The sequence below is a fragment of the Agrobacterium tumefaciens genome, assembly GCF_013337285.1.
In the GTDB taxonomy this organism is placed as follows: Bacteria; Pseudomonadota; Alphaproteobacteria; order Rhizobiales; family Rhizobiaceae; genus Agrobacterium; species Agrobacterium burrii.
In genome coordinates this window covers 49,818-75,347 of record NZ_SUPW01000004.1, presented here as the reverse complement: position 1 = coordinate 75,347, position 25,530 = coordinate 49,818, and the positions used below count along the sequence as shown (strand labels likewise).

23 protein-coding genes and 1 tRNA gene are annotated in these 25,530 nt (G+C 58.9%); 4 read left to right on the top strand and 20 right to left on the bottom strand.

Going from position 1 to position 25,530, the window contains the following annotated elements; all coding sequences use genetic code 11:
- The first annotated feature begins 93 nt into the window (after nucleotides 1-93).
- Nucleotides 94-615, top strand: a complete 522-nt coding sequence (locus tag FCH38_RS13215; protein ID WP_174374053.1) for a TIGR02281 family clan AA aspartic protease — start codon at nucleotides 94-96, stop codon at nucleotides 613-615.
- Here the strand turns inward: FCH38_RS13215 and deoA are convergent.
- The 10 genes from deoA to FCH38_RS13165 all read right to left on the bottom strand — a co-directional run bounded on the left by deoA (nucleotide 608) and on the right by FCH38_RS13165 (nucleotide 9,836).
- Nucleotides 608-1,924 (bottom strand): thymidine phosphorylase, encoded by a 1,317-nt coding sequence (gene deoA / locus FCH38_RS13210; RefSeq protein ID WP_153515312.1) that lies wholly within the window; start codon nucleotides 1,922-1,924, stop codon nucleotides 608-610. The genes FCH38_RS13215 and deoA overlap by 8 nt on opposite strands.
- Complete coding sequence (gene deoC, locus FCH38_RS13205) at nucleotides 1,921-2,694, bottom strand: deoxyribose-phosphate aldolase (protein WP_174374052.1); 774 nt, start codon at nucleotides 2,692-2,694, stop codon at nucleotides 1,921-1,923. The genes deoA and deoC overlap by 4 nt, the downstream gene beginning before the upstream one ends.
- Before the next feature lie 2 nt (nucleotides 2,695-2,696).
- Nucleotides 2,697-3,497 (bottom strand): purine-nucleoside phosphorylase, encoded by an 801-nt coding sequence (locus tag FCH38_RS13200; protein ID WP_149898224.1) that lies wholly within the window; start codon nucleotides 3,495-3,497, stop codon nucleotides 2,697-2,699.
- On the bottom strand, nucleotides 3,497-3,901 hold the full coding sequence (locus tag FCH38_RS13195) for a cytidine deaminase (protein ID WP_174374051.1): 405 nt from the start codon (nucleotides 3,899-3,901) through the stop codon (nucleotides 3,497-3,499). Before FCH38_RS13195 ends, FCH38_RS13200 begins: the two co-directional genes overlap by 1 nt.
- Before the next feature lie 4 nt (nucleotides 3,902-3,905).
- The gene (locus FCH38_RS13190; protein ID WP_149898222.1) at nucleotides 3,906-4,877 is read right to left on the bottom strand and encodes an ABC transporter permease; all 972 of its coding nucleotides are present in this window, start codon (nucleotides 4,875-4,877) and stop codon (nucleotides 3,906-3,908) included.
- Between the two features lie 6 nt (nucleotides 4,878-4,883).
- Nucleotides 4,884-5,987, bottom strand: coding sequence for an ABC transporter permease (locus FCH38_RS13185; protein ID WP_149898221.1), 1,104 nt, complete (start codon nucleotides 5,985-5,987; stop codon nucleotides 4,884-4,886).
- Between the two features lie 7 nt (nucleotides 5,988-5,994).
- A complete protein-coding gene (locus tag FCH38_RS13180; RefSeq protein WP_174374050.1) occupies nucleotides 5,995-7,500 on the bottom strand; it encodes an ABC transporter ATP-binding protein in 1,506 nt (501 codons plus the stop codon).
- Between the two features lie 83 nt (nucleotides 7,501-7,583).
- The gene (locus FCH38_RS13175; protein WP_149898219.1) at nucleotides 7,584-8,576 is read right to left on the bottom strand and encodes a BMP family lipoprotein; all 993 of its coding nucleotides are present in this window, start codon (nucleotides 8,574-8,576) and stop codon (nucleotides 7,584-7,586) included.
- A 214-nt stretch (nucleotides 8,577-8,790) separates the two neighbouring features.
- A complete protein-coding gene (msrA, locus tag FCH38_RS13170; protein WP_149898218.1) occupies nucleotides 8,791-9,441 on the bottom strand; it encodes a peptide-methionine (S)-S-oxide reductase MsrA in 651 nt (216 codons plus the stop codon).
- Between the two features lie 77 nt (nucleotides 9,442-9,518).
- Nucleotides 9,519-9,836 carry a hypothetical protein gene (locus FCH38_RS13165; protein WP_153515317.1) on the bottom strand — a complete coding sequence of 106 codons (318 nt, stop codon included), beginning with the start codon at nucleotides 9,834-9,836 and terminating at the stop codon, nucleotides 9,519-9,521.
- 220 nt (nucleotides 9,837-10,056) lie between these two features.
- On the opposite strand from FCH38_RS13165, the gene FCH38_RS13160 reads away from it, so the two are divergent.
- The 3 genes from FCH38_RS13160 (at nucleotide 10,057) to dnaJ (ending at nucleotide 13,576) form a co-directional block, all read left to right on the top strand.
- A tRNA-Ser gene (locus tag FCH38_RS13160) sits at nucleotides 10,057-10,146 on the top strand.
- Between the two features lie 307 nt (nucleotides 10,147-10,453).
- Nucleotides 10,454-12,355 (top strand): molecular chaperone DnaK, encoded by a 1,902-nt coding sequence (dnaK, locus tag FCH38_RS13155; protein ID WP_149898216.1) that lies wholly within the window; start codon nucleotides 10,454-10,456, stop codon nucleotides 12,353-12,355.
- 90 nt (nucleotides 12,356-12,445) lie between these two features.
- The gene (dnaJ, locus tag FCH38_RS13150) at nucleotides 12,446-13,576 is read left to right on the top strand and encodes a molecular chaperone DnaJ (protein ID WP_153515318.1); all 1,131 of its coding nucleotides are present in this window, start codon (nucleotides 12,446-12,448) and stop codon (nucleotides 13,574-13,576) included.
- A 67-nt stretch (nucleotides 13,577-13,643) separates the two neighbouring features.
- Here the strand turns inward: dnaJ and FCH38_RS13145 are convergent, their stop codons facing one another.
- The 10 genes from FCH38_RS13145 to polA form a co-directional block, all read right to left on the bottom strand.
- A complete protein-coding gene (locus tag FCH38_RS13145; protein ID WP_153515319.1) occupies nucleotides 13,644-14,195 on the bottom strand; it encodes a DUF924 family protein in 552 nt (183 codons plus the stop codon).
- Nucleotides 14,196-14,208: 13 nt separating this feature from the next.
- On the bottom strand, nucleotides 14,209-14,421 hold the full coding sequence (locus FCH38_RS13140) for a SlyX family protein (RefSeq protein WP_013635242.1): 213 nt from the start codon (nucleotides 14,419-14,421) through the stop codon (nucleotides 14,209-14,211).
- 148 nt (nucleotides 14,422-14,569) lie between these two features.
- On the bottom strand, nucleotides 14,570-16,075 hold the full coding sequence (locus tag FCH38_RS13135; RefSeq protein WP_174374049.1) for a tripartite tricarboxylate transporter permease: 1,506 nt from the start codon (nucleotides 16,073-16,075) through the stop codon (nucleotides 14,570-14,572).
- Nucleotides 16,076-16,084: 9 nt separating this feature from the next.
- Nucleotides 16,085-16,546 carry a tripartite tricarboxylate transporter TctB family protein gene (locus tag FCH38_RS13130; RefSeq protein WP_153515320.1) on the bottom strand — a complete coding sequence of 154 codons (462 nt, stop codon included), beginning with the start codon at nucleotides 16,544-16,546 and terminating at the stop codon, nucleotides 16,085-16,087.
- A 99-nt stretch (nucleotides 16,547-16,645) separates the two neighbouring features.
- Entirely contained in the window at nucleotides 16,646-17,629 is a 984-nt protein-coding gene (locus FCH38_RS13125; protein WP_153515321.1) for a tripartite tricarboxylate transporter substrate-binding protein, read from the bottom strand.
- 197 nt (nucleotides 17,630-17,826) lie between these two features.
- Nucleotides 17,827-19,173, bottom strand: a complete 1,347-nt coding sequence (locus FCH38_RS13120; protein WP_149898211.1) for a sigma-54-dependent transcriptional regulator — start codon at nucleotides 19,171-19,173, stop codon at nucleotides 17,827-17,829.
- Complete coding sequence (locus FCH38_RS13115) at nucleotides 19,170-20,996, bottom strand: ATP-binding protein (RefSeq protein ID WP_174374048.1); 1,827 nt, start codon at nucleotides 20,994-20,996, stop codon at nucleotides 19,170-19,172. The genes FCH38_RS13120 and FCH38_RS13115 overlap by 4 nt, the downstream gene beginning before the upstream one ends.
- A gap of 160 nt (nucleotides 20,997-21,156) precedes the next feature.
- Nucleotides 21,157-21,342: a 50S ribosomal protein L32 gene (rpmF, locus tag FCH38_RS13110; RefSeq protein ID WP_003507205.1), complete on the bottom strand. Its 186-nt coding sequence runs from the start codon at nucleotides 21,340-21,342 to the stop codon at nucleotides 21,157-21,159.
- 192 nt (nucleotides 21,343-21,534) lie between these two features.
- Nucleotides 21,535-22,254, bottom strand: coding sequence for a DUF1868 domain-containing protein (locus FCH38_RS13105; protein ID WP_153515322.1), 720 nt, complete (start codon nucleotides 22,252-22,254; stop codon nucleotides 21,535-21,537).
- A 77-nt stretch (nucleotides 22,255-22,331) separates the two neighbouring features.
- Nucleotides 22,332-25,331 (bottom strand): DNA polymerase I, encoded by a 3,000-nt coding sequence (polA, locus tag FCH38_RS13100; RefSeq protein ID WP_174374047.1) that lies wholly within the window; start codon nucleotides 25,329-25,331, stop codon nucleotides 22,332-22,334.
- Nucleotides 25,332-25,530: the final 199 nt, after the last annotated feature.

Here is a 25,530-nt window from a genome sequence, read left to right as displayed (position 1 = left end):
CGATACGCGGCGAATGGCTTTTTCTTTTAAGATTTCAGCATGTTTTGCGCCTATTCTGTCCGAGGATAACCTTGGACTTTGAGGAGCAACGACTTGCTGGCGCGCACGATTTTTCTGCTTATCGGTCTTTCGGTCAGCGCCACGCAAATTCCGGCGCTGGTGGAAAAGTTTCAGCCGCGCCCCGAAACCAGCGTGGAAAAATCGGAAGCCACACCCGAACCCGCCAAGCCGGAGCCGATTTCGCTGGGCGGCGTTAATTTGAAGGCAGATTCCCGCGGCCATTTCAACGCTGCCTTCCGCATCAACGGCAAGTCTTTCGACGGCCTTGTCGATACCGGCGCTTCCATGGTCGCCATCAACGAGACGATCGCGAGGCGTCTGGGTTTTGGCGTCAACAGCCTCGATTTCAAATATGCGATCTCAACGGCGAACGGCCAGACCATGGCGGCGCATGTGAAGCTGGACCGCGTGGAAATCGGCCCGATCCGCGTTCAGAATGTCGATGCCATGGTTCTGAAAGACAATGCGTTGAGCAACATGCTGATCGGCATGAGCTTTCTGAAACAATTGTCGTCCTTCAAGGTATCGGGCGGCGAATTGCGGCTTGTCAGGTGATCCGCTCGAGGATCGGCGCGCTGGTTTCCGGTGCGCTGTCAGCGATCTCAAAATAGGCAGCTATGCTTTTGACGGCACGTTCCGCCTCTTCCTTTGAAGCCGCATGGACAATGGCAATCGGCTCGCCCTTTTCCACCTTAACGCCAAGTGGCAGGATGTTCGAAATACCGACTGCCGGATCGATCATATCCGACGGCTTTCTCCTTCCCCCACCAAGCTCGACGACAACCATGCCAAGATCACGCGTATTGCAGGATGCAAGCCAGCCGCTTCGCGCAGCCGGAACCGTGAGAACGACCGGCGCGGACGGCAGATAACGGGTTGGATCCTCAACGAAATCCGAAGGCCCGCCCAGTGCTGAAACCATCCGCGCAAAGATTTCCATAGCCCGACCGGAGGACAGAGCGACCGCAGCCAGCGCCTCGCCTTCCTCCAGCGTGGCAGCCTTTTGAGCCTGTACCAGCATTTCTGCGGCGAAGGACAGGACGACCTTTTCAAGACGGGTTCCGGTCTTGCGACCGGCCAGAAAATCAAGGCAGTTGACGATTTCGACCGCATTGCCGGCGGCATCGCCAAGCGGCTGGTTCATGTCGGTTATCAGGGCCGTCGTCGGAAGACCTGCACCATTCGCCACATCGACCAGCGCACGGGCCAGATTGCGGGCATCCTCCACGCTCTGCATGAAAGCACCGTTGCCGACCTTCACGTCGAGAACCAGCGTCTCAAGCCCCGCCGCAAGTTTCTTCGAAAGGATGGAGGCAGTGATCAGCGGGATGGAATCGACGGTCGCGGTCACATCGCGAATGGCATAAAGGCGCTTATCGGCGGGTGCGAGATCACCCGTCTGGCCGATGATGGCGCAACCGACCGCCTTCACCGTCCGGCGGAACAAAGCCTCGTCAGGCATGACATTGTAGCCGGAGATGGCTTCCAGCTTGTCGAGCGTGCCGCCGGTGTGGCCGAGGCCCCTGCCGGAAATCATCGGCACGGCGAGACCGCAGGCGGCGACGATCGGCGCGAGCATCAGGGAGACGTTATCACCAACACCACCGGTCGAGTGCTTGTCCGCCACCGGCCTGCCAATATCGCTCCATGAGAGGACATCGCCGCTATCGCGCATGGCGAGCGTCAGCGCTACCATTTCGTCGCGGTTCATGCCGCGGAAAAACACCGCCATGGCAAAGGCGGCCGCCTGCCCTTCCGATATGCCATCTTTCGACAGCGCTGCGATGAAAGCCGCAATCTCCTGCGGCGCCAGTGACAGGCCATCGCGTTTGCGGCGGATGATCTCCTGCGGGATCAAGCTCAATACCCGCTGGCGGCCTTGGCCGGTTCGCCGCCAGCCAGCACGTTCAGCACATCGTCAAGAACGCCCGAAGCGCCGAAACGGAAGGTTGATGGCATGGCCCAGTTGGGTGCCATGATGGTTTCCGCCAGCCGCAGGTAAAGCGTGGCGTCTTCCACCGTACCGATGCCGCCGGCGGGCTTGAAGCCCACTTTTTGGCGGCTGTCACGGATGGCCTGCAACATGATGTCGGCGGCTTCCAGCGTGGCGTTTATTGCAACCTTGCCGGTCGAGGTCTTGATGAAATCGGCCCCTTCGGCAATGGCGAGTTCGGAGGCGCGGCGGATCAGGGCTTTGTCTTTCAACTCACCCGTTTCCAGAATGACTTTGAGCAATACGGGCGCGGCACAGGCTTGACGCACGGCCGCTACCATCTCTGAAACTGCCTTTTCATCGCCGTCTATGAATTTGCGGTAGGGAATAACCAGATCGATTTCGTCGGCACCGTCGCGGATCGCAGACTCGGTTTCCGCCACGACAGTGGCGACATCCAGATCGCCAGAGGGAAAGTTGACGACAGTGGCAATTCGGATCGCGTGTTCTTTTCCGAAAGCAGCGCGTGCCTGCGCCACGAAACGCGGCCAGATGCAGATCGCGGCCGTGTTGCCATAGTCCGTATGCGCCCGCTGGCACAAAGCGGCAATCTGCTGCGGCGTGCAGTCTTCCCTAAGATTGGTCAAGTCCAGCAAGGACAGAGTGAGGGCAGCCGCTTCGCGCGGACGCTGGAGTTCCATGGTCACGCTCCTCCTGCGATCATTTCCTTCAGAATAGCGGCAAGTCGCTTGCCGCCCACGGGAGCCATGTCCTTGGTTTCTTCATGGCTCAGTTCCGCGCCAGTCATGCCGGCACCGTAATTGGTAATAACCGATGCGGCGGCAACGCGCATCCCGAAAAAGCGCGCAAGGATGACTTCCGGGACCGTGGACATGCCGACGGCATCCGCCCCGAGAAGCCGCGCCATGCGAATTTCCGCGGGCGTTTCGAAGCTCGGGCCGGAGAACCACATATAGACGCCGCCGAACAAAGGCACCGTCGCCCGGATCGCGGCATTGCGCATGGCCAGCATCAAGTCCGGATCGTAGGCCGTGGTCATGCCGACGAAGCGGCGGTCGCTTTCCTCGCCAATCAGCGGGTTCATGCCGGAATAATTGATATGGTCAGTGATCTGCATGACGGAGCCGGGCGGCATATCCTGCCTGACCGACCCTGCCGAATTGGTGAGGATGAGCGACTGCACGCCGAGACCGGCGAGTGCCTCGATGACCGGACGCATCGCCGCCGCATCGCCCTTTTCGTAGAAATGCACCCGACCGGACAGCATCATGACCGGCTCGCCACCGAGATAACCGGCGACCAGTTCTCCAGCATGGCCGGAAACGCCACCGGCGGGAAACCCGGGAAGATCGGCATAGGGCACGCGGACGGGGTCGCTCACCTCTTCCACAAGTGACCCCAGGCCGGAGCCGAGAACGATGGCGACGCGTGGCATCAGGCCGTTCAGGCGCTCCACCAGAATATCGATCAAACCATCCGTCATCAGGGCAGCTCGGTCTTGAAGACGGAGGGCAACAGCTCTTCCATGGTCATGACCTTCTGGACGCCGGTTTCGTCGCAAAGATAGATCTTCGTCTCCGGCGTGGCGAATTCGGCGATCTTCTGGCGGCAGCCGCCACAGGGCGAGCAGAGCGGCAGCTTTTCCGCGATGACGGCGACTTCGCTGATCTTTTTCGCCCCGCCCATGATCATGGCGCTGATGGCTGATGGTTCCGCGCACCAGCCCTGTGGGAAGGAGATATTCTCGATATTGGCACCCTTGTAGATTTTTCCATCTTCGGCGCGGATCGCCGCGCCGACCGGAAATTTCGAATAGGGCGCATAAGCGAAGGCCATGGCCTCCACCGCAGCCTCGAACAGGGCATGGGATTTCGGGTCGGAGGACATGAGTTTAACGCTCCTTCGCATAGGCAACGCCACCGGCCTTGGGAGGCTTGGCGACGCCGATGAAACCGGCAAGCAGGATGCAGGTCAGGATATAGGGCATGGCCTGGAAAATCTGCACCGGTACTTCCCCAATACCCGGCACGGATTTGCCCTGCATGAAATTGGCGAAGGCATCGAGGAAACCGAACAGCAGGCAGGCGAACATGACCGGCACCGGCTTCCATTTCGCGAAAATCAAGGCGGCAAGCGCGATATAACCCTTGCCTGCCGACATGTTAGCGATGAAGGCTGCCGACTGCGCGACAGCCAGATAGGCGCCTGAGAAACCGCAGAGGAAACCCGCGACGATGACGGCGCGGTAACGCATCCACGTCACCGAAATGCCAGCCGTATCGACAGCACCCGGATTTTCACCGACGGCGCGCAGCCGCAGGCCGAAGCGAGTGCGGTAAAGCACCCACCAGGAGAGCGGCACCGCCAGGAAGGCAAGATAGGTAAGGATATTATTGCCGGAAATGACATTGGCATAAAGCGGGCCGATGAACGGCACTTCGCGCATCGCATCCGCGCCGGGCAGAATAATCGGTGTAAAACGGCCCTCGCCCGGCAATTGCGGCGTGCGGCCGCCCTGCCCGAACCACGCCTGGCCCAGCACCACCGTCAGACCGGCGGCAATGAAATTGAGCGCGACGCCAGACACGATCTGGTTGCCGCGATTGGTGATCACGGCAAAGCCGTGGATCAGCGAAAACGCGATGGAGACGCCAATGCCCGCCAGAAGACCGGCCCACGGGTTTGCGGTAAGATAGGCAACACAGGCGGACGCAAAGGCCGCCGCCAGCATCTTGCCTTCAAGACCGATATCGAACACGCCGGCGCGTTCGGAAAACAGCCCGGCAAGTGCGGTGAACAGAAGCGGGATGGTGAGACGGACGGTCGAGCCGAGAATGCTGACCAGCATATCGAAAAAATCCATATCAGCTCACCCCTTTGCCAAACGCTGGTAGATGTGGACGATCGTCGGCCGGTACATATATTCCAGCGCACCGGCGAACAGGATCACCAGACCCTGGATGACCACGATCATCTCGCGGGTAATGTTCGGCATTTCGAAGGAAAGATCCGCACCGCCCTGATAGAGGATGCCGAACAGTAATGCCGAGAAGATGATGCCGAGAGGATGGCTTCGCCCCATCAGCGATACGGCGATGCCGACGAAGCCCGCACCGCCGACGAATTCCACCTGCAGGCGCGCTGAAGCGCCCATGACCGGGTTCAGGGCCATCATGCCCGCCAGACCACCGGAAATGAGCATGGCGATGATGACGGTGCGCGCATAGGGAATGCCGGCATAAATGGCGGCGGAAGGGCTGACGCCGAGCGTGCGCATCTCATAACCGAGCTTGGTGCGCCAGATCAGCACCCAGACGAGAAAACACATGACCAGCGCGATAAGGAAGGAGACGTTGAACGGCGCCGGCCCGAGCTTGAGGCCGAACCACGCCATCAGCCAGTCCAGCTTCGGCAGTTGGCCACCGGGCAGGAAGGTGCGCGTTTCCGGCGCCATCTTGCCCGGCACGATCAGCACATTCACCAACAGGTAAACCATTAAGGCCGCAGCGATGAAGTTGAACATGATGGTGGTGATGACGACGTGACTGCCGCGTTTGGCCTGCAGCCAGGCCGGAATAAAGGCCCAGGCCGCGCCGAAAACCGCAGCGCCGATGACGGCGAAGGGCATCGTCACATACCACGGTACATACCGATCAAGCGCCAGCGCCACCAGCGCCGCACCCAGCCCGCCAATATAGGCCTGACCTTCGGAGCCGATGTTGAACAGGCCGGCATGAAAGGCGACCGCAACAGAGAGGCCGGTGAAAATGAAGCTCGTCGTGTAAAACAGCGTGAAACCGATGGCATCGCCGCGGCCGAGCGCGCCTTCGATCAGCAGACGAAGTGCTGCCAGCGGGTTTTCGCCGATGGACCAGACGACGAGCCCGGAAATCAGAAAGGCGGTTATGACATTCAGCAGCGGCAACAGGCCGTAGCTGATCCAGTTTGGTAGGGGTGCGGAAGCGGTGCTCATTCATGCCTCATGCGGCGATGCCGGCCATCATCAGGCCCAGCGTCTGTTCTTCGGCTTCCGCCGTTTTTTCTCCAACGACCCGGCCGGCGAACATGACCATGATCCGGTCCGAAAGGGAACGGATTTCATCGAGTTCGACCGAAACCAGTAAAATCGCCTTGCCGGCATCACGCATTTCGATGATGCGCCGATGGATGAATTCGATGGCGCCGATATCCACACCGCGCGTCGGCTGGCCGATGATCAGCATCTTCGGATCGCGCTCGATTTCACGGGCGACGACGATCTTCTGCTGATTACCGCCTGAAAAATTTGCGGTCTTCAAATGGGGGTTCGGCGGGCGGATATCGTATTTCTCGATCTTTTCGATCGCATCCTTGCGGATGGCCTCGGGGTTCAGGAACAGCCCCCTGCCGTAACGCTCGTCATGGTGATAACCGAGGATGGAGTTTTCATATTCCTCGAATTTCAGCACCAGCCCCATATGATGGCGGTCTTCCGGGATATGCGCGAGGCCGAGCTTGCGCAGGATCGCCGGATCGGGACGATCCACCTTCTGGCCATCCACCCATATCTCGCCCGAAGAGGGCTTGCGTATGCCGGCGATGGCTTCCAGCAGTTCCGATTGTCCATTGCCGGCGACCCCGGCGATGCCGACGATTTCACCGGCGCGGACATCCAGCGAAACATCGTCCACCATGGTGACGCCGCGGCTGTCCTTTACTGTGAGATTGCGGATGGAGAGGAGAACCTCGCCCGGCGTCGTCTCGCCCTTTTCCACCCGCAGCAGCACCCGGCGGCCAACCATCAGTTCGGCCAGCTCCTCGACGCTGGTTTCGGAGGTCTTGCGGGTTGCCACCATTTCACCGCGGCGCATGACGGAGACGGAGTCCGTGATCGCCATGATTTCGCGCAGCTTGTGGGTGATGAGGATGATGGTCTTACCCTGCTCACGCAGAACACCGAGGATCTTGAAAAGGTGATCGGCCTCAGCCGGCGTCAGAACGCCGGTCGGCTCGTCGAGGATCAGGATTTCAGCGCCACGATACATGGCCTTGAGGATTTCGACGCGCTGCTGCAGACCAACGGGCAATTCCTCGATCACCGCATCCGGATCGACTTCCAGCCCGTAATCATCCTCCAGGCGCTTCAGCTCCTTGCGTGCACCGGCCCGGCCTTTGGCCAGCAATGCGCCGCCCTCAGCACCCAGCATCACATTTTCAAGCACGGTGAAATTTTCCACCAGCATGAAATGCTGATGGACCATGCCGATACCGGCACTGATCGCGGCCTGACTGTCACGGATCGTAACGGGTGCGCCGTTCACGCGGATTTCGCCGGCATCTGCCTGGTAAAAACCATAGAGGATCGACATCAAGGTCGATTTTCCGGCGCCATTTTCCCCGATGATGCCGTGGATCGTGCCCTTGGCAACGGTCAGATTGATATTCTTGTTGGCGTGAACGGCACCGAATTTCTTGTCGATGCCCACGAGTTCAATTGCTGGGTCCATATTCAAACCGAAACCTCTCCGAAGGCTGGATATGAAAAGGGCGCAAGATGAAAATTCATCATGCGCCCCAGTTGCATATCATATCATTTCGGGCAGGAATTGTCCGCCATATAGTCGTGGACCTTGACTGCGCCGGAGATAATGTCGGCCTTCGCCTTGTCCACGGCGGCAATCATCTCAGGCGTGATCAGCGCCTTGTTGTTGTCGTCCAAAGCATAGGCCACGCCGTCTTCCTTGACGCCGAGCGCCACGATACCGGGGGTGAACTTATCGTCCTTGGTATCCTTATAGGCATTATAGACGGCCAGATCGACACGCTTGACCATGGATGTCAGAACGGAACCCGGATGCAGGTGGTTCTGGTTGGAATCGACGCCGATCGAGAACTTCTTGTTGTCGGCGGCGGTCTGCAGCACACCGATACCGGTCGCACCGGCTGCCGCGTAGATCACGTCCGCACCCTGGTCGATCTGGTTTTTGGTGAGTTCGCCGCCGCGCACCGGATCGTTCCAGGCAGCACCCGTGGTGCCGGTCATGTTCTGGAAGACTTCGATCTTGTCGTTGGCCGCCTTGGCGCCCTGTGCATAACCACAGGCGAATTTACGGATCAGCGGAATATCCATACCGCCGATGAAGCCGACCTTGCCGGTCTTGGAAGCCATTCCCGCCAGAAGACCGACGAGGTAGGAACCTTCATGCTCCTTGTAGACGACGGAGCGGACATTCGGCAGCTCGACAACGGAATCGACAATCACGAATTTGGTGTCTGGGAATTCGGCTGCAACCTTTTCCATGGCCGAGGTCCAAGCGAAGGACACGGCGATGACGGGGTTGAAGCCCTTGCTGGCGAAGTTGCGGATGGCCTGTTCACCCTGCGTGTCGCTGGTCGGCTCAAAGTCACGGTACTCGATGCCCGTTTCCGCCTTGAACTTTTCAGCGCCGGCCGCAGCGGCTTCATTGAACGACTTGTCGAACTTGCCGCCCGTGCCATAGACCAGCGCCGGCTTGACATCCGCAGCGAGCGCAGAAGCCGACATTGCGGCAAGCGCAAAAAGCGTCAGAAGGGATTTTTTCATTGTGCAGCCCTGTTGTTGCAATTGATATTATAAGGGTCCTCCCGCAAACCCGTTTACCGGGAATGTCTGCGGAACCGCCAGCCGTTATACCGGCTGTGCTTGCCTCATATCCTTGCATGGCTCAATGAAAAATTCATCCGGTTTTTTTGACCCGGTGGAAAAACTTTTATCTGGCGCTTTTTTGGTCTTTCCACCGGGTCAATCTGCAAAAAATCTAGTCGATATTGCAACTTACGCCGGTTCCGCGCAGGCCGCAGTAACCACCCGGGTTCTTGGCAAGATATTGCTGATGATAGTCCTCAGCATAATAAAATGTTTCAAGCGGCCCGATTTCGGTGGTAATGGCCCGGCCATGGCCTGCCGCCTCCAGAGCCTGCTGAAAAGCGTCGCGCGCCTTTTGCGCCTGCTGCAGCTGGCCTTCGGTCGTTGCATAAATGGTCGAACGATAGGTCGTACCCACATCGTTGCCCTGCCGCATCCCCTGGGTCGGATCATGCTCCTCGAAGAATATCCTGAGCAGGCCCGACAAAGAGATCACAGCCGGATCATAGACGACCTTGACGACTTCAGCATGGCCTGTCTGGCCGGTCGTCGTCTCCTGATAGGTCGGATTCTCGGTAAAGCCGCCGGCATAACCCACCGCCGTTACCCACACGCCCGGCGTCTGCCAGAACAACCGTTCCGCGCCCCAGAAACAACCCATACCGAGATAGATGATTTCCAGACCGTCGGGATAAGGCCCCTTCAACGGCCGACCATTGACGAAATGGTTCTCCGGCACGACAAGCGCCTCTTCACGACCCGGCAAAGCAGTCTCTTCGGTCGGCATCGTCGTCTTTTTTGAAAGCGTATCGAACAGGAACATCGGGACCTCCGTGCGGCCAATATCGCCGCTTCTCATGGTTCACATCTGCGGGCGCCAACGTCGTTCAGGCTGACAAATCAGACCGGCAAGCGCCTCATCACCTTGTGCTTCCTGTAACCGGCCATCCAGCAAAGCAGCGACAGGACGAGGAAAAAAGCAAATGCGGGCAGCGCCGACAGCGCATTTTCAATGAAGCGCCACGCTTCAGGGTGAATATAGTGACCCACGGCGGCTTCCACCATGGTGCGCGAGGCAGGAAGAAAATAATTCCAGACGGACAGGATGCCGGTAATATTGACCGAGGATGTGGAAACCGAGCGGATCGAATCAAGCACACCCAGAAAAACCGCCGCGAGAAGGAGAAGAAAGCTCAAAAACCGCAAAAAAGCTTTCATCGGGACACCTCGGTTATGGTCCGCCTCTTCAACGAACATGTTTTGAAACATATAGCGCATCGATAAAGGTGGTAAAACCCGTTTGCAACCGCATCTAAATGCAGGAAATTGCCGACATTTCAAAAAACTGTCAGATTCGTGTTGATCCCTGCGAATTCATCGGTATATATCGCGCCGTTCCAGTGATTTGCATTCTTCAAAACATGCAGATTTGAAAAAAGGACAGGTGGCCGAGTGGTTTAAGGCGCACGCCTGGAACGCGTGTGTGCGTGAAAGCGTACCGTGGGTTCGAATCCCACCCTGTCCGCCATTTCACCTCATCTTTAGCCGCCGGCGTTGCTCCAAGCCATTACCGGATCTATCTTCAGGATATCCGGCCACGCGTAACGTCAAAGTCGCGTTTTCCCGCTTCCGCAAGCGTTGACGCCTATGCTTCTGCACATACTGAGGTTTCCTGCGCTTTTTGCTGCGCTTCCCCCTCTCTTGCGCCTTGCAGCAGGAAAAATCGCTCCTTATATACGCCGCAGAACTGCAGCGAATGTTGCAAATCCAAGTCAAGGAGTTGCCACAAGAATGCCTCACGGGGTTCCGGCAGCTCGCTTCAAGGAGAGAAGAGCATGGCAAAAGTAATCGGTATCGACCTTGGCACGACCAATTCCTGCGTCGCAGTGATGGACGGCAAGGACATCAAAGTCATTGAAAACGCGGAAGGCGCACGCACCACGCCGTCCATGGTGGCATTTTCCGACGATGGCGAACGCCTTGTCGGCCAGCCGGCCAAGCGGCAGGCGGTCACCAACCCGACCAACACCCTGTTTGCGGTCAAGCGCCTCATCGGTCGTCGTTACGAAGACCCGACCGTCGAAAAGGACAAGCACCTCGTCCCCTTCGAAATCGTCAATGGCGACAATGGCGACGCATGGGTGAAGGCACAGGACAAGAATTATTCCCCTTCGCAAATTTCCGCGATGATCCTTCAGAAGATGAAGGAAACGGCTGAATCCTATCTCGGCGAGAAGGTCGAGAAGGCCGTCATCACCGTTCCGGCCTACTTCAACGACGCCCAGCGCCAGGCAACCAAGGATGCGGGCCGCATCGCCGGTCTTGATGTTCTGCGTATCATCAACGAGCCGACTGCTGCCGCACTCGCCTACGGTCTCGACAAGAAGGACGGCAAGACGATTGCCGTTTACGACCTTGGCGGCGGCACCTTCGATATTTCCGTTCTGGAAATCGGCGACGGCGTCTTCGAAGTGAAATCGACGAACGGCGACACTTTCCTCGGCGGTGAAGACTTCGACATGCGTCTGGTCGAATATCTGGCCGGCGAGTTCAAGAAGGATCAGGGCATTGACCTGAAGGGCGACAAGCTGGCTCTGCAGCGCCTCAAGGAAGCTGCCGAAAAGGCGAAGATCGAACTTTCGTCTTCGCAGCAGACCGAAATCAACCTGCCGTTCATCACGGCTGACGCCACCGGTCCGAAGCATCTGACGCTGAAGCTGACCCGCGCCAAGTTCGAAAGCCTGGTTGACGATCTGGTGCAGCGCACCGTTGCACCGTGCAAGGCTGCGCTCAAGGATGCCGGCGTTACCGCAGCCGAGATCGACGAAGTCGTTCTGGTTGGCGGCATGAGCCGCATGCCGAAGGTGCAGGAAGTCGTCAAGCAGCTGTTCGGCAAGGAGCCGCACAAGGGCGTGAACCCTGATGAAGTGGTTGCCATGGGCGCCGCCATTCAGGCGGGCGTTCTGCAGGGCGATGTCAAGGACGTTCTGTTGCTTGATGTGACCCCGCTGTCGCTCGGCATCGAAACGCTGGGTGGCGTCTTCACCCGTCTGATCGATCGCAACACGACGATCCCGACGAAGAAGAGCCAGACCTTCTCGACCGCCGAAGACAGCCAGTCGGCCGTGACCATCCGCGTTTCGCAGGGCGAGCGTGAAATGGCGCAGGATAACAAGCTGCTCGGCCAGTTCGACCTCGTCGGCCTGCCGCCATCGCCGCGCGGCGTTCCGCAGATCGAAGTGACCTTCGACATCGACGCCAACGGCATCGTGCAGGTTTCCGCCAAGGACAAGGGCACCGGCAAAGAGCAGCAGATCCGCATCCAGGCCTCCGGTGGTCTGTCCGACGCCGACATCGAGAAGATGGTCAAGGACGCCGAAGCCAATGCCGAAGCAGACAAGAAGCGTCGCGCCGGTGTAGAAGCCAAGAACCAGGCCGAAAGCCTTATCCACTCCACCGAGAAGTCGGTGAAGGAATATGGCGACAAGGTTTCCGAGACCGACCGTAAGGCCATCGAAGACGCCATTGCCAGCCTGAAGACATCGGTTGAGGCTTCCGAGCCTGACGCCGATGACATTCAGGCGAAGACCCAGACCCTCATGGAAGTGTCCATGAAGCTCGGGCAGGCGATCTACGAAGCGCAGCAGGCCGAAGCCGGCGATGCTGGCGAAGACGGTAAGGACGACGTCGTCGACGCCGACTATGAGGAAATCAAGGACGACAAGAAGTCCGCCTAATCGCGTGACTTCTAGTCTCCTGTCTATATATGCAAGACATCCGGCTGCCGACGTGCAGCCGGAAATCCATTTGCGAGGCTTGTTATCTTAATGGCGAAAGCAGACTTTTACGAAACACTTGGCGTCAGCAAGACCGCGGACGAAAAAGAGCTGAAAAGCGCCTTCCGCAAACTCGCGATGAAATACCATCCGGACAAAAACCCTGATGATGCCGATTCCGAAGGGAAGTTCAAGGAAATCAACGAAGCCTATGAAACGCTGAAGGATCCGCAGAAGCGCGCGGCCTATGACCGTTTCGGCCACGCCGCGTTTGAAAATGGCGGCATGGGCGGCGGTGGCGGTGGCGGCGGTTTCGCCAATGGCGGCTTCTCCGATATCTTCGAAGACATCTTCGGCGAGATGATGGGCGGTGGACGGGCGCGCCGCTCTTCGGGCGGGCGGGAGCGCGGGGCCGACCTTCGCTACAATATGGAAATCACGCTGGAGGAAGCCTTCGCCGGCAAGACGGCGCAGATCAGGGTTCCGACATCGATCACCTGCGACGTCTGTTCCGGCTCTGGCGCCAAACCCGGCACGCAGCCCAAGACCTGCGGCACCTGCCAGGGTTCCGGCCGTGTGCGCGCGGCACAGGGCTTCTTTTCGGTGGAGCGCACCTGCCCCACCTGCCACGGACGCGGACAGACGATTTCCGATCCCTGCGGCAAGTGCCACGGTCAGGGCCGCGTGACGGAAGAGCGTTCGCTTTCGGTCAACATTCCCTCGGGCATTGAGGACGGCACCCGCATTCGCCTGCAGGGCGAAGGCGAAGCCGGCATGCGTGGCGGCCCGGCGGGCGATCTTTATATCTTCCTGTCTGTGCGACCGCATGAGTTCTTCCAGCGCGACGGTGCCGACCTTTATTGCTCCGTGCCGATTTCGATGACGACGGCAGCGCTTGGCGGCACCTTTGATGTCACGACGCTCGACGGTACGAAGTCACGCGTCACGGTTCCGGAAGGCACCCAGCCGGGCAAGCAGTTCCGTCTGAAGGGCAAGGGCATGCCGGTGCTGCGTTCGGCGCAGACCGGTGATCTCTATATCCAGATCCAGATCGAGACGCCGCAGAAGCTCAGCAAGCGTCAGCGCGAGCTGTTGCAGGAATTCGAACAGCTCTCCTCCAAGGAGAACAATCCGGAATCAACCGGCTTCTTTGCCCGGATGAAAGAATTCTTCGACGGCTGATTGCCACCGATTACGTCCATTAATAACGCCGCCATCCTTCGGGACTGGCGGCGTTTTCATTTCGCGCTCAGCCGGAAAAGCCGCCTTCCTCCAGATATTGCAGTTCTTCCGGCGTCGTCTCCCGCAGCAATATGTCATTGCGATGCGGAAAGCGGCCGAATTGCTCGACGATATCGCGATGTTCTTCGGCATGATGGAGATAAAGCCCGCCAAGCGGCTGATTGAGGTCGCAGGCACGCCGCTGGGCCGCGATATCCTCCGCATGGGAAAAAGGCAGGTAGAAGAAAACGCGCAAATCCTCACTCACCGCCTGATCGTGGCCACGGCGGATGGCCTCATCGGCGAACAGGCGTGCCAGCGGATCGGTGGCATACATATGGGCGGTGCCGCGAAAGCAATTGCGCGGGAACTGATCCAGCAGAAGCATCAGCGCAAGACTGCTTTCCGCACCCGCGAGCCAGCCGTCCAGCTCGCGCCTTGCGGCAGCGAAATGGGCGTCGCGAAAACGGTCATGAAAGTGATTGTCGAAGGCGGCGTCCTTGTCGAACCATTTGTCCGGGCCGGCCTTTTTCCAGAAATTGGTGATTTCGGCGGCAAGTGCGGCTGTGTCGTTTTTCATCGGGTACTCCCTGTCAGTAATGCGGTGGCCGGGTGATGGCAGGCGCATCCAGCGATTGCTCCTCGAGGCTCAGGAACCTTTCCGTCAACCGGTCGAGCTTGGCGCGCGTCTGCTCCACCACCTTCCACTGTTCCGTCAGTTGGTCGGACAGTTCCTCGATGGTCTTTGCCTGATGCGCGATCGTTTCCTCGAGCGCAATGATCCGTTTTTCGGTTTCCGACGTCATATCGACCTCTCTTTCCCGCCCTTCCTTGGGCTTAAAAGCGCGTGAGTCAACCATATGTCGCTTTCGTGAAGCGAATTCGTTCCGATCGATCCAAACACAAAAAAACCGGCGATGTTTCCATCGCCGGCTTATGACGTTTTGATATTGCTCAGTCTTCTTCCACGAAAACCTCTTCACGCTTCTTCTTCACGCTGGGCAGGAAGACGATGATCAGCACGGCCAGAGCAATGAAAAGCAGGGTGGCGCTGATCGGGCGGGTGACGAAGGTGGTCGGATCGCCGCGCGACAGGATCATGGCGCGGCGCAGGTTTTCTTCCAGCAGAGGCCCAAGCACAAAGCCCAGAAGCAGCGGGGCCGGCTCGCAGCGCAGTTTCACCAACACGTAACCGATGAAACCGAAGAAGGCGACGGCGTAAAGATCAAAGACGTTGGAATTGACGCTGTAGACCCCGATGGCGCAGAAGGCCATGATGATGGGGAACAGCACATAATAGGGCACCGTCAGCAGCTTCACCCACAGCCCGATCAGCGGCAGGTTAAGGATGACGAGCATCAGGTTGCCGATCCACATGGAGGCGATGATGCCCCAGAACAGCGCCGGCTGTTCGGTCGCTACGTTTGGACCCGGCACGATGCCCTGAATGATCATCGCGCCGATCATCAGCGCCATGACCGGGTTGGCCGGAATGCCGAGCGTCAGCAGCGGGATGAAGGAGGTCTGCGCGCCGGCGTTATTGGCCGATTCCGGACCGGCAACACCGGCCACCGCGCCATGCCCGAATTCTTCCGGGTTCTTGGAGACGCGTTTTTCCACCGTGTAGGAGGCAAAAGCCGCAAGGATCGCTCCGCCACCCGGCAGGATGCCGAGAGCCGAACCGATGGCCGTGCCGCGCAGCACCGGGCCGATCATGGCCTTGAAATCTTCCTTCGACGGCATCAGGCTGCTGACCTTGGCGATCAGCACCGACCGGGTGCGTTCGTTCTCGAGATTGCGCAGGATTTCCGCGATACCGAAGACGCCCACAGCAACCGCCACGAAATTGAGCCCGTCGGCATATTCGCGGATGCCGAGGGTGAAGCGCGGCGTGCCGCTGTAGATATCCGTGCCGACCAGACCGAGCAACAGGCCGAGCACGACCATAGCCAGCGCCTTGACGATGGAGCCATTGGCAAGCGCTATGGACGAGACAAGGCCGACGACCATCAGCGAGAAATATTCAGCGGCACCGAATTCCAGCGCGATCGCCGTCAAAGGCGGTGCGAAGATCGCCACCAGGAAGGTGGAAACCGTACCCGCGAAAAACGAGCCGATGGCGGCGATTGCAAGTGCAGCACCAGCCTTGCCCTTGCGCGCCATCTGGTAACCATCGATGGCGGTGACGGCGGAGGAGGACTCCCCCGGCATGTTGATGAGGATGGCTGTGGTGGAACCGCCATATTGCGCGCCGTAATAAATGCCGGCGAGCATGATCAGCGACGACACGGGCTCAAGCTGAAAGGTGATCGGCAGCAGCATGGCGATGGTCGCCGTTGCGCCGATGCCCGGCAACACGCCGATGAGGGTGCCGAGCAGCACGCCGATCAGGCAGAAAAAAAGGTTTGCCAGCGACGAAGCGGTGACGAAACCGAGAGCGAGATTATTAAGCAAATCCATCGGGGCGCCTCAAAATTTAAGCCAGGGGCCGAAGCGCTGGAACGGCAGGCCGAGACCATAATTGAACACAGCAACGGAAAAGACCGTGATGGCGGCGGAAATTACGACGGCCATCAGTGGGCTCATCTTGTGCGAGGCGAAGGCTGCGATAAGCGCGCTGAAAAACAGTGCCGGGACAAAACCCAGGCCCCGCACCGTGAAGCCGAAAAAGATCGGCGCGGGCAGAATGAAAAAAATCCCTCGCCAGGCGATGGCCCCGATGACATCACCCTGCACGCGGGTGGCGCGAAAGAATATGACGCTGCCCAGCAGGATCAGCACGATGGCCAGCACAAGCGGAAAATACCCCGGCCCCATGCGAAATGTGGTTCCTAAATCCAGCCCGAAAGACTGCAGCGCGAAAAAAGCGCCAAAACCGATGAATATCGCCCCGCAGGCTGCTTCGGCAGGGTCAATGAAAAACGACTTCATGAAAGATGCCCCTCCACTGCGGCCGGTAACACACCGTTCCGCGCGTTAAAATGATAGCAGGAAACCGGCGGCAAGGTGCCGCCGGTCACGTCCTGATCATCAGTCGGCATATTGGCCGGCGGTTTCGATCACCGGCTTCCAGCGGGCGATTTCGCTTTCGAGCTTGGCCTTGAGTGCCGCCGGCGTCGCATCGCTTTCAGAAGAAGGCGTCGTGCCGAGTTCGGCAAAACGAGCCGCGACGTTCTTGTCCTTCAGCGCGACCTGCAGCGACTTGGAGAGCTTTTCGTTGATTTCGGCAGGCGTGCCCTTCGGCGTATAGATGCCGTGCCAGATGCCAACTTCGAGTTTCGGCAGACCTTCTTCGGCGACCGTCGGCACGTTCGGAAGCACGTCGAGCCGCTTGGCCGAGGTCACGGCATAGGCTTTCACGGTTCCGCCCTGGATCTGCTTGGTGGTGTTGGTGGTCTGGTCACACATGATATCCACCTGGCCGCCGAGCAGGTCGGTCATGGCCGGGCCGGTGCCCTTGTAAGGGACGGTGACGAGCGGTGTTTCGATGGCGCTCATGAACAGCATGCCGCAGAGGTGCGAGGCGGCACCGATGCCGGCATTGGCAACGGTCACCTTGTCCTTGTTCGCCTTGGCATAGTCGATCAAACCCTTAAGGTCCTTGGTCTCGAGGGTCTTGCGCGACAGGATGGTCATCGGCACTTCGGTGACCAGACCGACATATTCGAATGCGTTTGTCGTATCATAAGCGAGCTTGCGATAGAGCGTGGCGCTCGTCGCCATGCCGATATGGTGCAAGAGAACGGTGTAACCGTCCGGGTCCGCCGCCGCCACGCGGCCAGCGCCGAGCGTGCCGCCCGCGCCGCCGACATTTTCGACGATGATCTGCTGACCGAGATCCTTCGACATGGATTCGGCAACAAGGCGCGCAACCGTATCCGTCGGGCCACCGGCAGCAAAAGGCACGACCATGGTGATGTTACGCTCGGGATAATTCTGAGCGGATGCGGATAGCGCAAAAAGGGATACGGCAGCGGCGGCAGCAAGGCCGGTGACTGTCTTCAGTATTTTCATCGATTCCTCCCGGATGAAAATTTTCGCCACTTCAGCCGCGCATACTCCTCTATGGCGGCCGGGGTGAGCTATTTGCGATCCGGGATTGTCGTTCAGCAACGGCGGTCTTGCCGAGAGATGCGCTTTTATCGCCGTCACAAACGGTAATGGGTGGATTTCTACCCATAGGGGTTCATCCGTGGGTGGAAATCCACCCATCACACCTCTGTCATATGCCGGTGCAGCTCGTATTTCTGCATTTTTTCGTAAAGCGTTTTGCGGGAAATGCCGAGGCTCTCATAGACGGATTTCAGATTGCCGCCATGGACGGCTATCGCGCGCGCAATCAGGCTTTTTTCATAGGCTGCGACCCTCGTGGCAAGCCCTTCCCTGCCATCATCCTGAAACGGCGGCGAGGCTTCGGAAGCATCGCTTTCCAGGCCAAGGACGAAGCGGTCCGCCGCATTGCGCAGTTCACGCACGTTACCGGGCCACTCGCGAAGGGAAACGACTGAGAGCAGTTGTTGCGGCACGTCCATGTCCTCCCGCCCGTAACGGGCGGCAGCCTCCCGCACCAGATGCAGGAACAGCAGCGGTATATCGGCGCTGCGCTGCGACAGGGAGGGCACGAGGATTGTCGCGACGTTCAGGCGATAAAGAAGATCGGCGCGGAACCGGCCTGCGGCAACTTCCTGTTCCAGATCGACCTTGCTGGTGGCGATGAAACGGACGTCGAGTTCAACGGTTTCATTGGAGCCGAGGCGGGTAATCACCCGCTCCTGCAAAACACGCAGAAACCGGCCCTGCAATTCGAACGGCATGGAGCCGATCTCATCCAACAGGATCGTGCCGCCGCGGGCATGCTCGAACTTACCGTAGCGCGGGCGCAGCGCACCCGGAAAAGCACCGGCCTCATGGCCAAAGAGTTCGCTTTCGATCAGCGTCTGCGGAAGGGCGGCGCAATTGATCGCCACGAAGGGCCGGTTGGCTCTGGCGCTGATATCATGCAGCGCCCGCGCCACCACCTCCTTGCCCGCCCCGGTATCGCCGACGATCAGCGTATCGGCATCCGTCGCGCCGATGGCGCGGATACGATACCGCAGATCGACCATGACCTGGGTTCGGCCGGGCAGACGCGTTTCGAGATCGTCATGTTTGCCCGCAACCGCCTTCAGGCGGCGGTTTTCCAGTACCAGCGCGCGTCGATCATTGGCCCTTTTGATGATCCCGGCGAGATATTGCGGCGTGAATGGCTTTTCGATGAAATCATAGGCGCCGTTGCGCATGGCGTTGACAGCCAATTGCACATCGCCATGGCCCGTCATAAGGATCACAGGTATTTCCGCATCAAGCTCCCGCACCTTCTGCAGCAGCGTCATGCCATCCATGCCGGGCATGCGGATATCGCTGACCACGACCCCATCAAAGCTGTAACCGATGAGTTCGAGCGCATGTTCGGCACTCGCCAGCATGGTGACGGCGAAACCGGAAAGCTCCAGCGCCTGTGCGGTGGAAAAGCGCAACTCCTCCTCGTCATCGATCAACAGAACCCGCGACATGGTCATTCCGCAGCCGCCTCCATACGCCAGACGGCTGCCGGCAATTCGATCTCGAATTCCGCCCCGCCCTCTTCATGGTTTCGGACACGCAACTGGCCGCCGAAATCCTTGATGATGTTGTAGGAGATGGAAAGGCCAAGGCCGAGGCCGCGCCCTACCCCCTTGGTGGTGAAGAAGGGATCGAAGATGCGTTCGGAAATCGCCGGCGGCACGCCGGGGCCACGGTCGCGAATGAAGATCGACACCGTCTGGTCATGCTGCACAGCCTTGAGGGCAATGCGGCGATCCTCTCGCCCTTCCACGGCATCGGCGGCATTGGAAATGATGTTGACGAGTACCTGCTGCAGCCGCACTGAGCCTGCCTTCACCGCAAGCGGCACCGGGCCGAGATCGACCTCCAGCACCGCATTGGCGGCATTCAGCCGCGCACCGACGATTTCCAGCGTATCGCGAAGCACGGCCTCCAGACCGACCGCCGCCATTTTTTCGTTGGGCTTGCGGGCGAAATTTCTCAGGTGTTTGCTGATGGACGCCATGCGATCGATGAGGCCCGAAATGCGTCTGAGATTTTCCGTCACGTCGTCCAGACGCCCGCGCTCCACCAGAAGCGAGGCGTTTTCCGCATAGTTCTTGGCAGCAGCAAGCGGCTGGTTGAACTCATGCGACAGCGCGGCCGACATCTGACCGAGTGCGGCAAGCTTGCCCGCCTGCACCAGATCATTCTGCATCTTGCGCAATTGTTTCTCGGTCTGGCGGCGTTCGGCGATCTCGTGCTTGATCTCCTGGTTGACCCGCGCCAGATCAGCCGTGCGCTCCTCCACCCGGCGCTCCAGTTCCGCCTGCGCCTCCGCCTGATGGGTCAGTCGCTCACGCAGACGCCGCCGTCTCTGTAGCATGGCGGCAATGAGGGCAGCAGCGAGGCACAGACAAAGGATGATCGCGATCATCGCCGTCTTGACCTGTGTTCTGACTGAACCCGTATCCATCAGCACGCTGACAGTCCAGCCGGCATCCGCCATCGGCTGCGACAGGACCATATATTCCCTCTCACCGTCATTCTGGGCGATCGTCATCAGTTGATGGGAGCCGAAATTGCCGTTTTTCAGCGGCAGTTCCTTCAAGCCGGCGTTTGCGTAACGGCGCGATGTCTCCGTGCGCGCCAACCTTTCAGGGGTCAGCGGCATCAGGCCGGAATAAAGCCATTGCGGCGTTCCGGTCATGAAGATGATGCCTTCCGGATCGGAGACCAGAATACGGTTTTCACCATCACCGAAGGAGGCCTCTATGCCTTCAATATCGACCTTGAAGACGATGACGCCCTTGATCTCCTGATTAAAGAGGATCGGCGCAGAAAAATAATAGCCGCGTTTGTGAGAGGTGGTGCCGAGCGCGAAGAAGCGTGACTTGAAGCCTTTGGCCGCATCCTGAAAATAGGGACGATAGCTGAAATTCTCGCCGACGAAGCTCGTGGGTCCATCATAGTTGCTGGCCGCGATAGTCTCGCCATCCAGCGTGATGATGTAGATATCGGAGGATTCCAGCAGGGTGTTGATGGATTTGAGGTAGACATTGGCACGCTGGCGCAGCGTCTCATCCTTCGGATGCGCAACCAGCTCTTCAATGTCGTCGTGGTCAGCAATCAAAGCCGGCAGCGGCTCATAACGGCTCAAAAGCCCGCCGAGGGCCGAGACGGCCAGCCGCAGAGTGGTGCGGCCCTGATCGGAGACTTCGCCGAAATAGCTTTCCGCGATGATGCCGCCGCCCCTTGTAACGGCGCCATAACCGAGGCCGAGGCTGAGAAATATCAGCAAAATCCAGCGATATTTCACCGAAGCTCCTCTCCCACATCAGGCTCCCGCTAACTCCCACAGAGAGTGTAAGAGGTGTTATCTTATTTTCCAAGTGACCCGCCTTTGACTGACGCCACCTTCAGAAAACAAAAAACCGGCCACGAGGGCCGGTTTTTTGCAAATAAGATTTCAGAAAAGCTTATGCGCTTTCCTTCGGCGTCAGAACCTGACGGCCGCGATACATACCGGTCTTCAGATCGATATGGTGCGGACGGCGCAGTTCGCCGGAGTTCTTGTCTTCAACGTAGGTTGCAGACTTGAGACCATCAGCCGAGCGACGCATGCCGCGCTTGGACGGGCTTGTTTTTCTTTTAGGTACAGCCATTTTTGTTACTCCACTTTAGCGGCGAAACAACGTAACCGGCCAGAACCAAAGGCCGAATGTCGGGTGTCTCGATATCGGAAATTTGGCGCGCTTATACATGCCCAAACGGGCTTTGACCAGCCCTGACACGCATTTTTTCCGATTCAGCGGAATTGGTGCGAAGGGCCGCCGTCAGGCGTAGCAAATCGTGCCTCACCTCTTATCGAAAACAACAAGCTCCTTGAAGTGGTTCATATCCTTGAATTCACAGAAAGCCGGTGGGCGCATCTCAATGACCGGCGCTGCCGCCCGCAGTTCTTCCAGTTCTTCATCAAGCATCGCCTGCCAGCGCTGCAGGCATTCCGGATCGAACCAGCGTGTGACGTAAGACAGCGTAATGTGGAACTCATAACTTTCATGGTTGGGATGCCGGTAACCGAAGGCTTGGGCAAATGCATCCCGCCACAATGCAACGATCCGGTCGTCTTCGGCTGTAACACCCTGCATCACCAGCCCTGTGGGCTTGAGGCCAGTCACCTGCATGTTGAAAACCGGAAGGGCGGGAAAGGCCGAAAGACGGTCGCGATAATGGTCCGTCATCGTGTCGATCGGCGTATCGAGCGGCATGTTCTCCGGCCAATAGGGCAGCGCGCGCCGGAACTCGATGATGCCCTGAAATACCGTCATATGCAGGCTGGAAACCGGCGTGAAGGCAAGCTGCGATGCCTCGGGCATATCCAGGAAACGCTGGCGCGTCTTGATGATAGCGCTTTCGCTCTGCGATGCTTCGAGCAAATGGCAAACTACCGTATTGCCCGGCTCGGGCAGAAATTCGCCATCCAAATTATAACGGCTGCCGAGATGGCGCGGTGGCTTATCGTGGCTGTTGGCGGAGAAATATTCCAGATCTTTCGAGACGAGCGGGGCGTGCATCGGGGAACTCCTTGTGAGAGGTTTCCCCTAGTCCGCGCACGCAACAAATCAATGACATTGACCGATCAGATGGCCGGTCAATGCGCCTCGTCCCAATTCTCCGCAGCACGCGCATCCACCTGCAACGGCACCTTCATGGAAATTGCAGGCATCGCGGCATTTTCCATCACCGAGACGACGACGGGCAGGGTCTTTTCGATTTCCGCTTCTTCGACTTCGAAGATGAGTTCGTCATGCACCTGCAAGAGCATGCGGGCGGAGAGCTTTTGCTCTTCCAGTACCGGCTCGATACGGACCATCGCACGGCGAATGATATCGGCGGCAGAACCCTGGATCGGGGCATTGATGGCCGCACGTTCGTTGAAGGCTTTCACCGAAGGATTGGAGGAGCGGATTTCCGGATAATGCGCGCGGCGGCCGAAAATCGTTTCGACATAGCCGTTTTCGCGGGCGAAAGCTTTGGTCGCCTCCATGTAGTCACGAATGCCGGGAAAACGTTCGAAATATTTCTTGATATATTCACCGGCCTCCGAGCGGGCGATGCTGAGCTGGTTGGCAAGACCGAAAGCGGAAATACCGTAGATGATGCCGAAGTTGATGGCCTTTGCACGGCGGCGCACTTCCGAGGGCATGCCCTCCACCGGCACGCCGAACATTTCCGATGCGGTCATCGCATGGATGTCGATGCCGTTTTCGAAGGCGTTGCGCAGCTGCGGAATATCGGCGACATGGGCCAGCACGCGCAGCTCGATCTGGCTGTAGTCAGCGGACAGTAGCTTGTGGCCGAGCGTGGAGATGAAGGCCGTGCGGATTTTGCGGCCTTCGGCTGTGCGCACCGGGATGTTCTGAAGATTAGGCTCCGAGGATGACAGACGCCCCGTCGTGGTCGACGCGAGCGCGTAGGAGGTGTGCACGCGTTTCGTTTCAGGATGGATATATCCCGGCAGCGCATCCGTATAGGTCGATTTCAGCTTGGTCAGCTGCCGCCAGTCAACAATCTTGCGCGGTAGTTCGGCACCTTCCGCCGCCAGATCTTCCAGGACCTGCGCCGATGTCGACCATTGGCCGGTCTTGGTTTTCGAGCCACCGGGCAAGCCCATCCGGCCAAACAGAATATCACCAAGCTGCTTTGGTGATCCGATATTAAAGCGTTCGCCCGCCAGCTGGTAGACTTCCTCTTCGAAGGCCCCCGCTTTCTGCGCCAGTTCACCGGAAAGACGCGACAGGATCTGTCGGTCCACCGTGATGCCTCGCTCCTCCATATGCGCGAGGACCGGCACCAATGGGCGCTCCAACCGCTCGTAGACGCTGGTGAGGCGAGCTGCGGCAAGCTGCGGCTTCAGCACCATCCAGAGGCGCAGGGTGACATCCGCGTCTTCCGCTGCATACGCCGTCGCCTTGTCGATGTCGACGAAATCAAAGGTGATGCTCGACTTGCCCGAACCTGCCACGTCCTTGTAAGCAATAGGTGTGTGGCCCAGCCAGCGTTCAGACAGCGAATCCATGCCATGCGTGGCCTTGCCGGCCTCGAGGACATAAGAAATCAGCATCGTATCGTCGAAGCTCTGCATGACGACGCCATGGCGTTTCATCAGCAGATAGTCATATTTGAGGTTCTGGGCGATTTTCAGAACCGCCGGGTCCTCAAGGAGGTTTTTCAAACGCGCCAGCGCCTCGGCAAACGGCACCTGCCCTTCGGCAAGCTTAATACCATCGCTGAAAAGATCGCCGCCGGAACCGGTCTTGTGCGTCAAGGGAACATAGGCAGCGCGGATATCGGTGCCCGAGGCGTCCTTGCCATTATCGGCAATGGCCAGCGAAAACCCGACGAGTTCCGCCTGCATCGGATCGAGCGAGGTCGTTTCGGTGTCGAATGCGACGACGCCGGTCTCACGGGCCGCAGCAACCCAGCGGTCCAGTTCTGCAAGGTCTCTGATCGTCGTATAAGCGGTCGTATCGATTTTGGCGGCTGAAAAAAGCGCCTGGCGCGCGGCGGTGAGGTCGGCAGGCGCGCTGCCTTCCCCGGTCAGCTTTCTCGCCGGAGCAGCGGGCGAGGTCGAGGCGGCAGTTGCGCCAGCGGCTACGTCACCCGCCCTAACGGCGGCAGCGGGCGCATCGAGATCAGGACCATGGGCATCGGCGCCCCATTGCACCGGCACATTGGCGGGGTCGATGGCAGAGGCGTCGCTGTCGGTCGCTTCGGCAACGCGGCGGGTCAGCGTCGTGAATTCCATCGCCTTCAGAAAAGCGATGAGCTTCGGGCCGTTCTGCGGTTCGAGCACCAGCGCCTCGAGAGATTGCTCCAGCGGCACATCGGTTCTGAGCGCCACGAGCTGTCTGGAAAGGCGGGCAAGCTCCGCATTGGCGATGATGTTTTCCCGACGCTTCTGTTGCTTGATTTCGCCCGCCCGTTCCAGCAGCGTATCGAGATCGCCATATTCCTCCAGCAATTGCGCCGCCGTCTTCGGCCCGATGCCGGGAATGCCGGGAACATTATCGGTGGAATCGCCGGTCATCGCCTGCAGGTCGATCATCTTTTCCGGGCCGACGCCCCATTTTTCGATGACATCAGGAACGCCGATCTGCTTGTCCTTCATGGCGTCGTACATATGCACATTGGCCGTGACGAGCTGCATCAGATCCTTGTCGGAAGAGATGATGGTGACGTCAGCGCCGATCGCCTCCGCCTGCCGGGCGTAAGTGGCGATGATGTCATCCGCCTCGAAACCTTCCGTCTCGATGCAGGGAAGGTTGAAGGCGCGTGTCGCCTCGCGGATCAGGCCAAACTGCGGAACCAGATCTTCCGGCGGTGCAGAACGGTTGGCCTTGTAGAGATCATAAAGCTCGTTGCGAAATGTTTTCGACGAATAGTCGAAAATCACGGCGAAATGCGTGGGCGTGACGCCGACATCGGTGTTGCGCGCATCCTTCAACAGCTTCCACAACATGTTGCAGAAGCCGGAGACGGCGTTGACCGGCAGCCCGTCCGACTTGCGGTTCAGCGGCGGAATGGCATGGAAGGCCCGGAAAATGAAACCGGAACCGTCAACGAGGAAGAGATGATCGCCTTTTTTCATGGCGATATGGATAGCGCGGGGCCGTTTTGGCGTCCACCGAAACTTCGCACAACACACCGCAAAGCACTGGAAACGAGGCGGCGCGAATCGGCCGGAAAATTCACCTGAACGTTACCGATTTGTAATCAGCCCTTCCCTTGAAAAGCCGCATTTGCAGACACATTTCATAAGGGACGGCGCCTGATCACGCCGTAGTCTG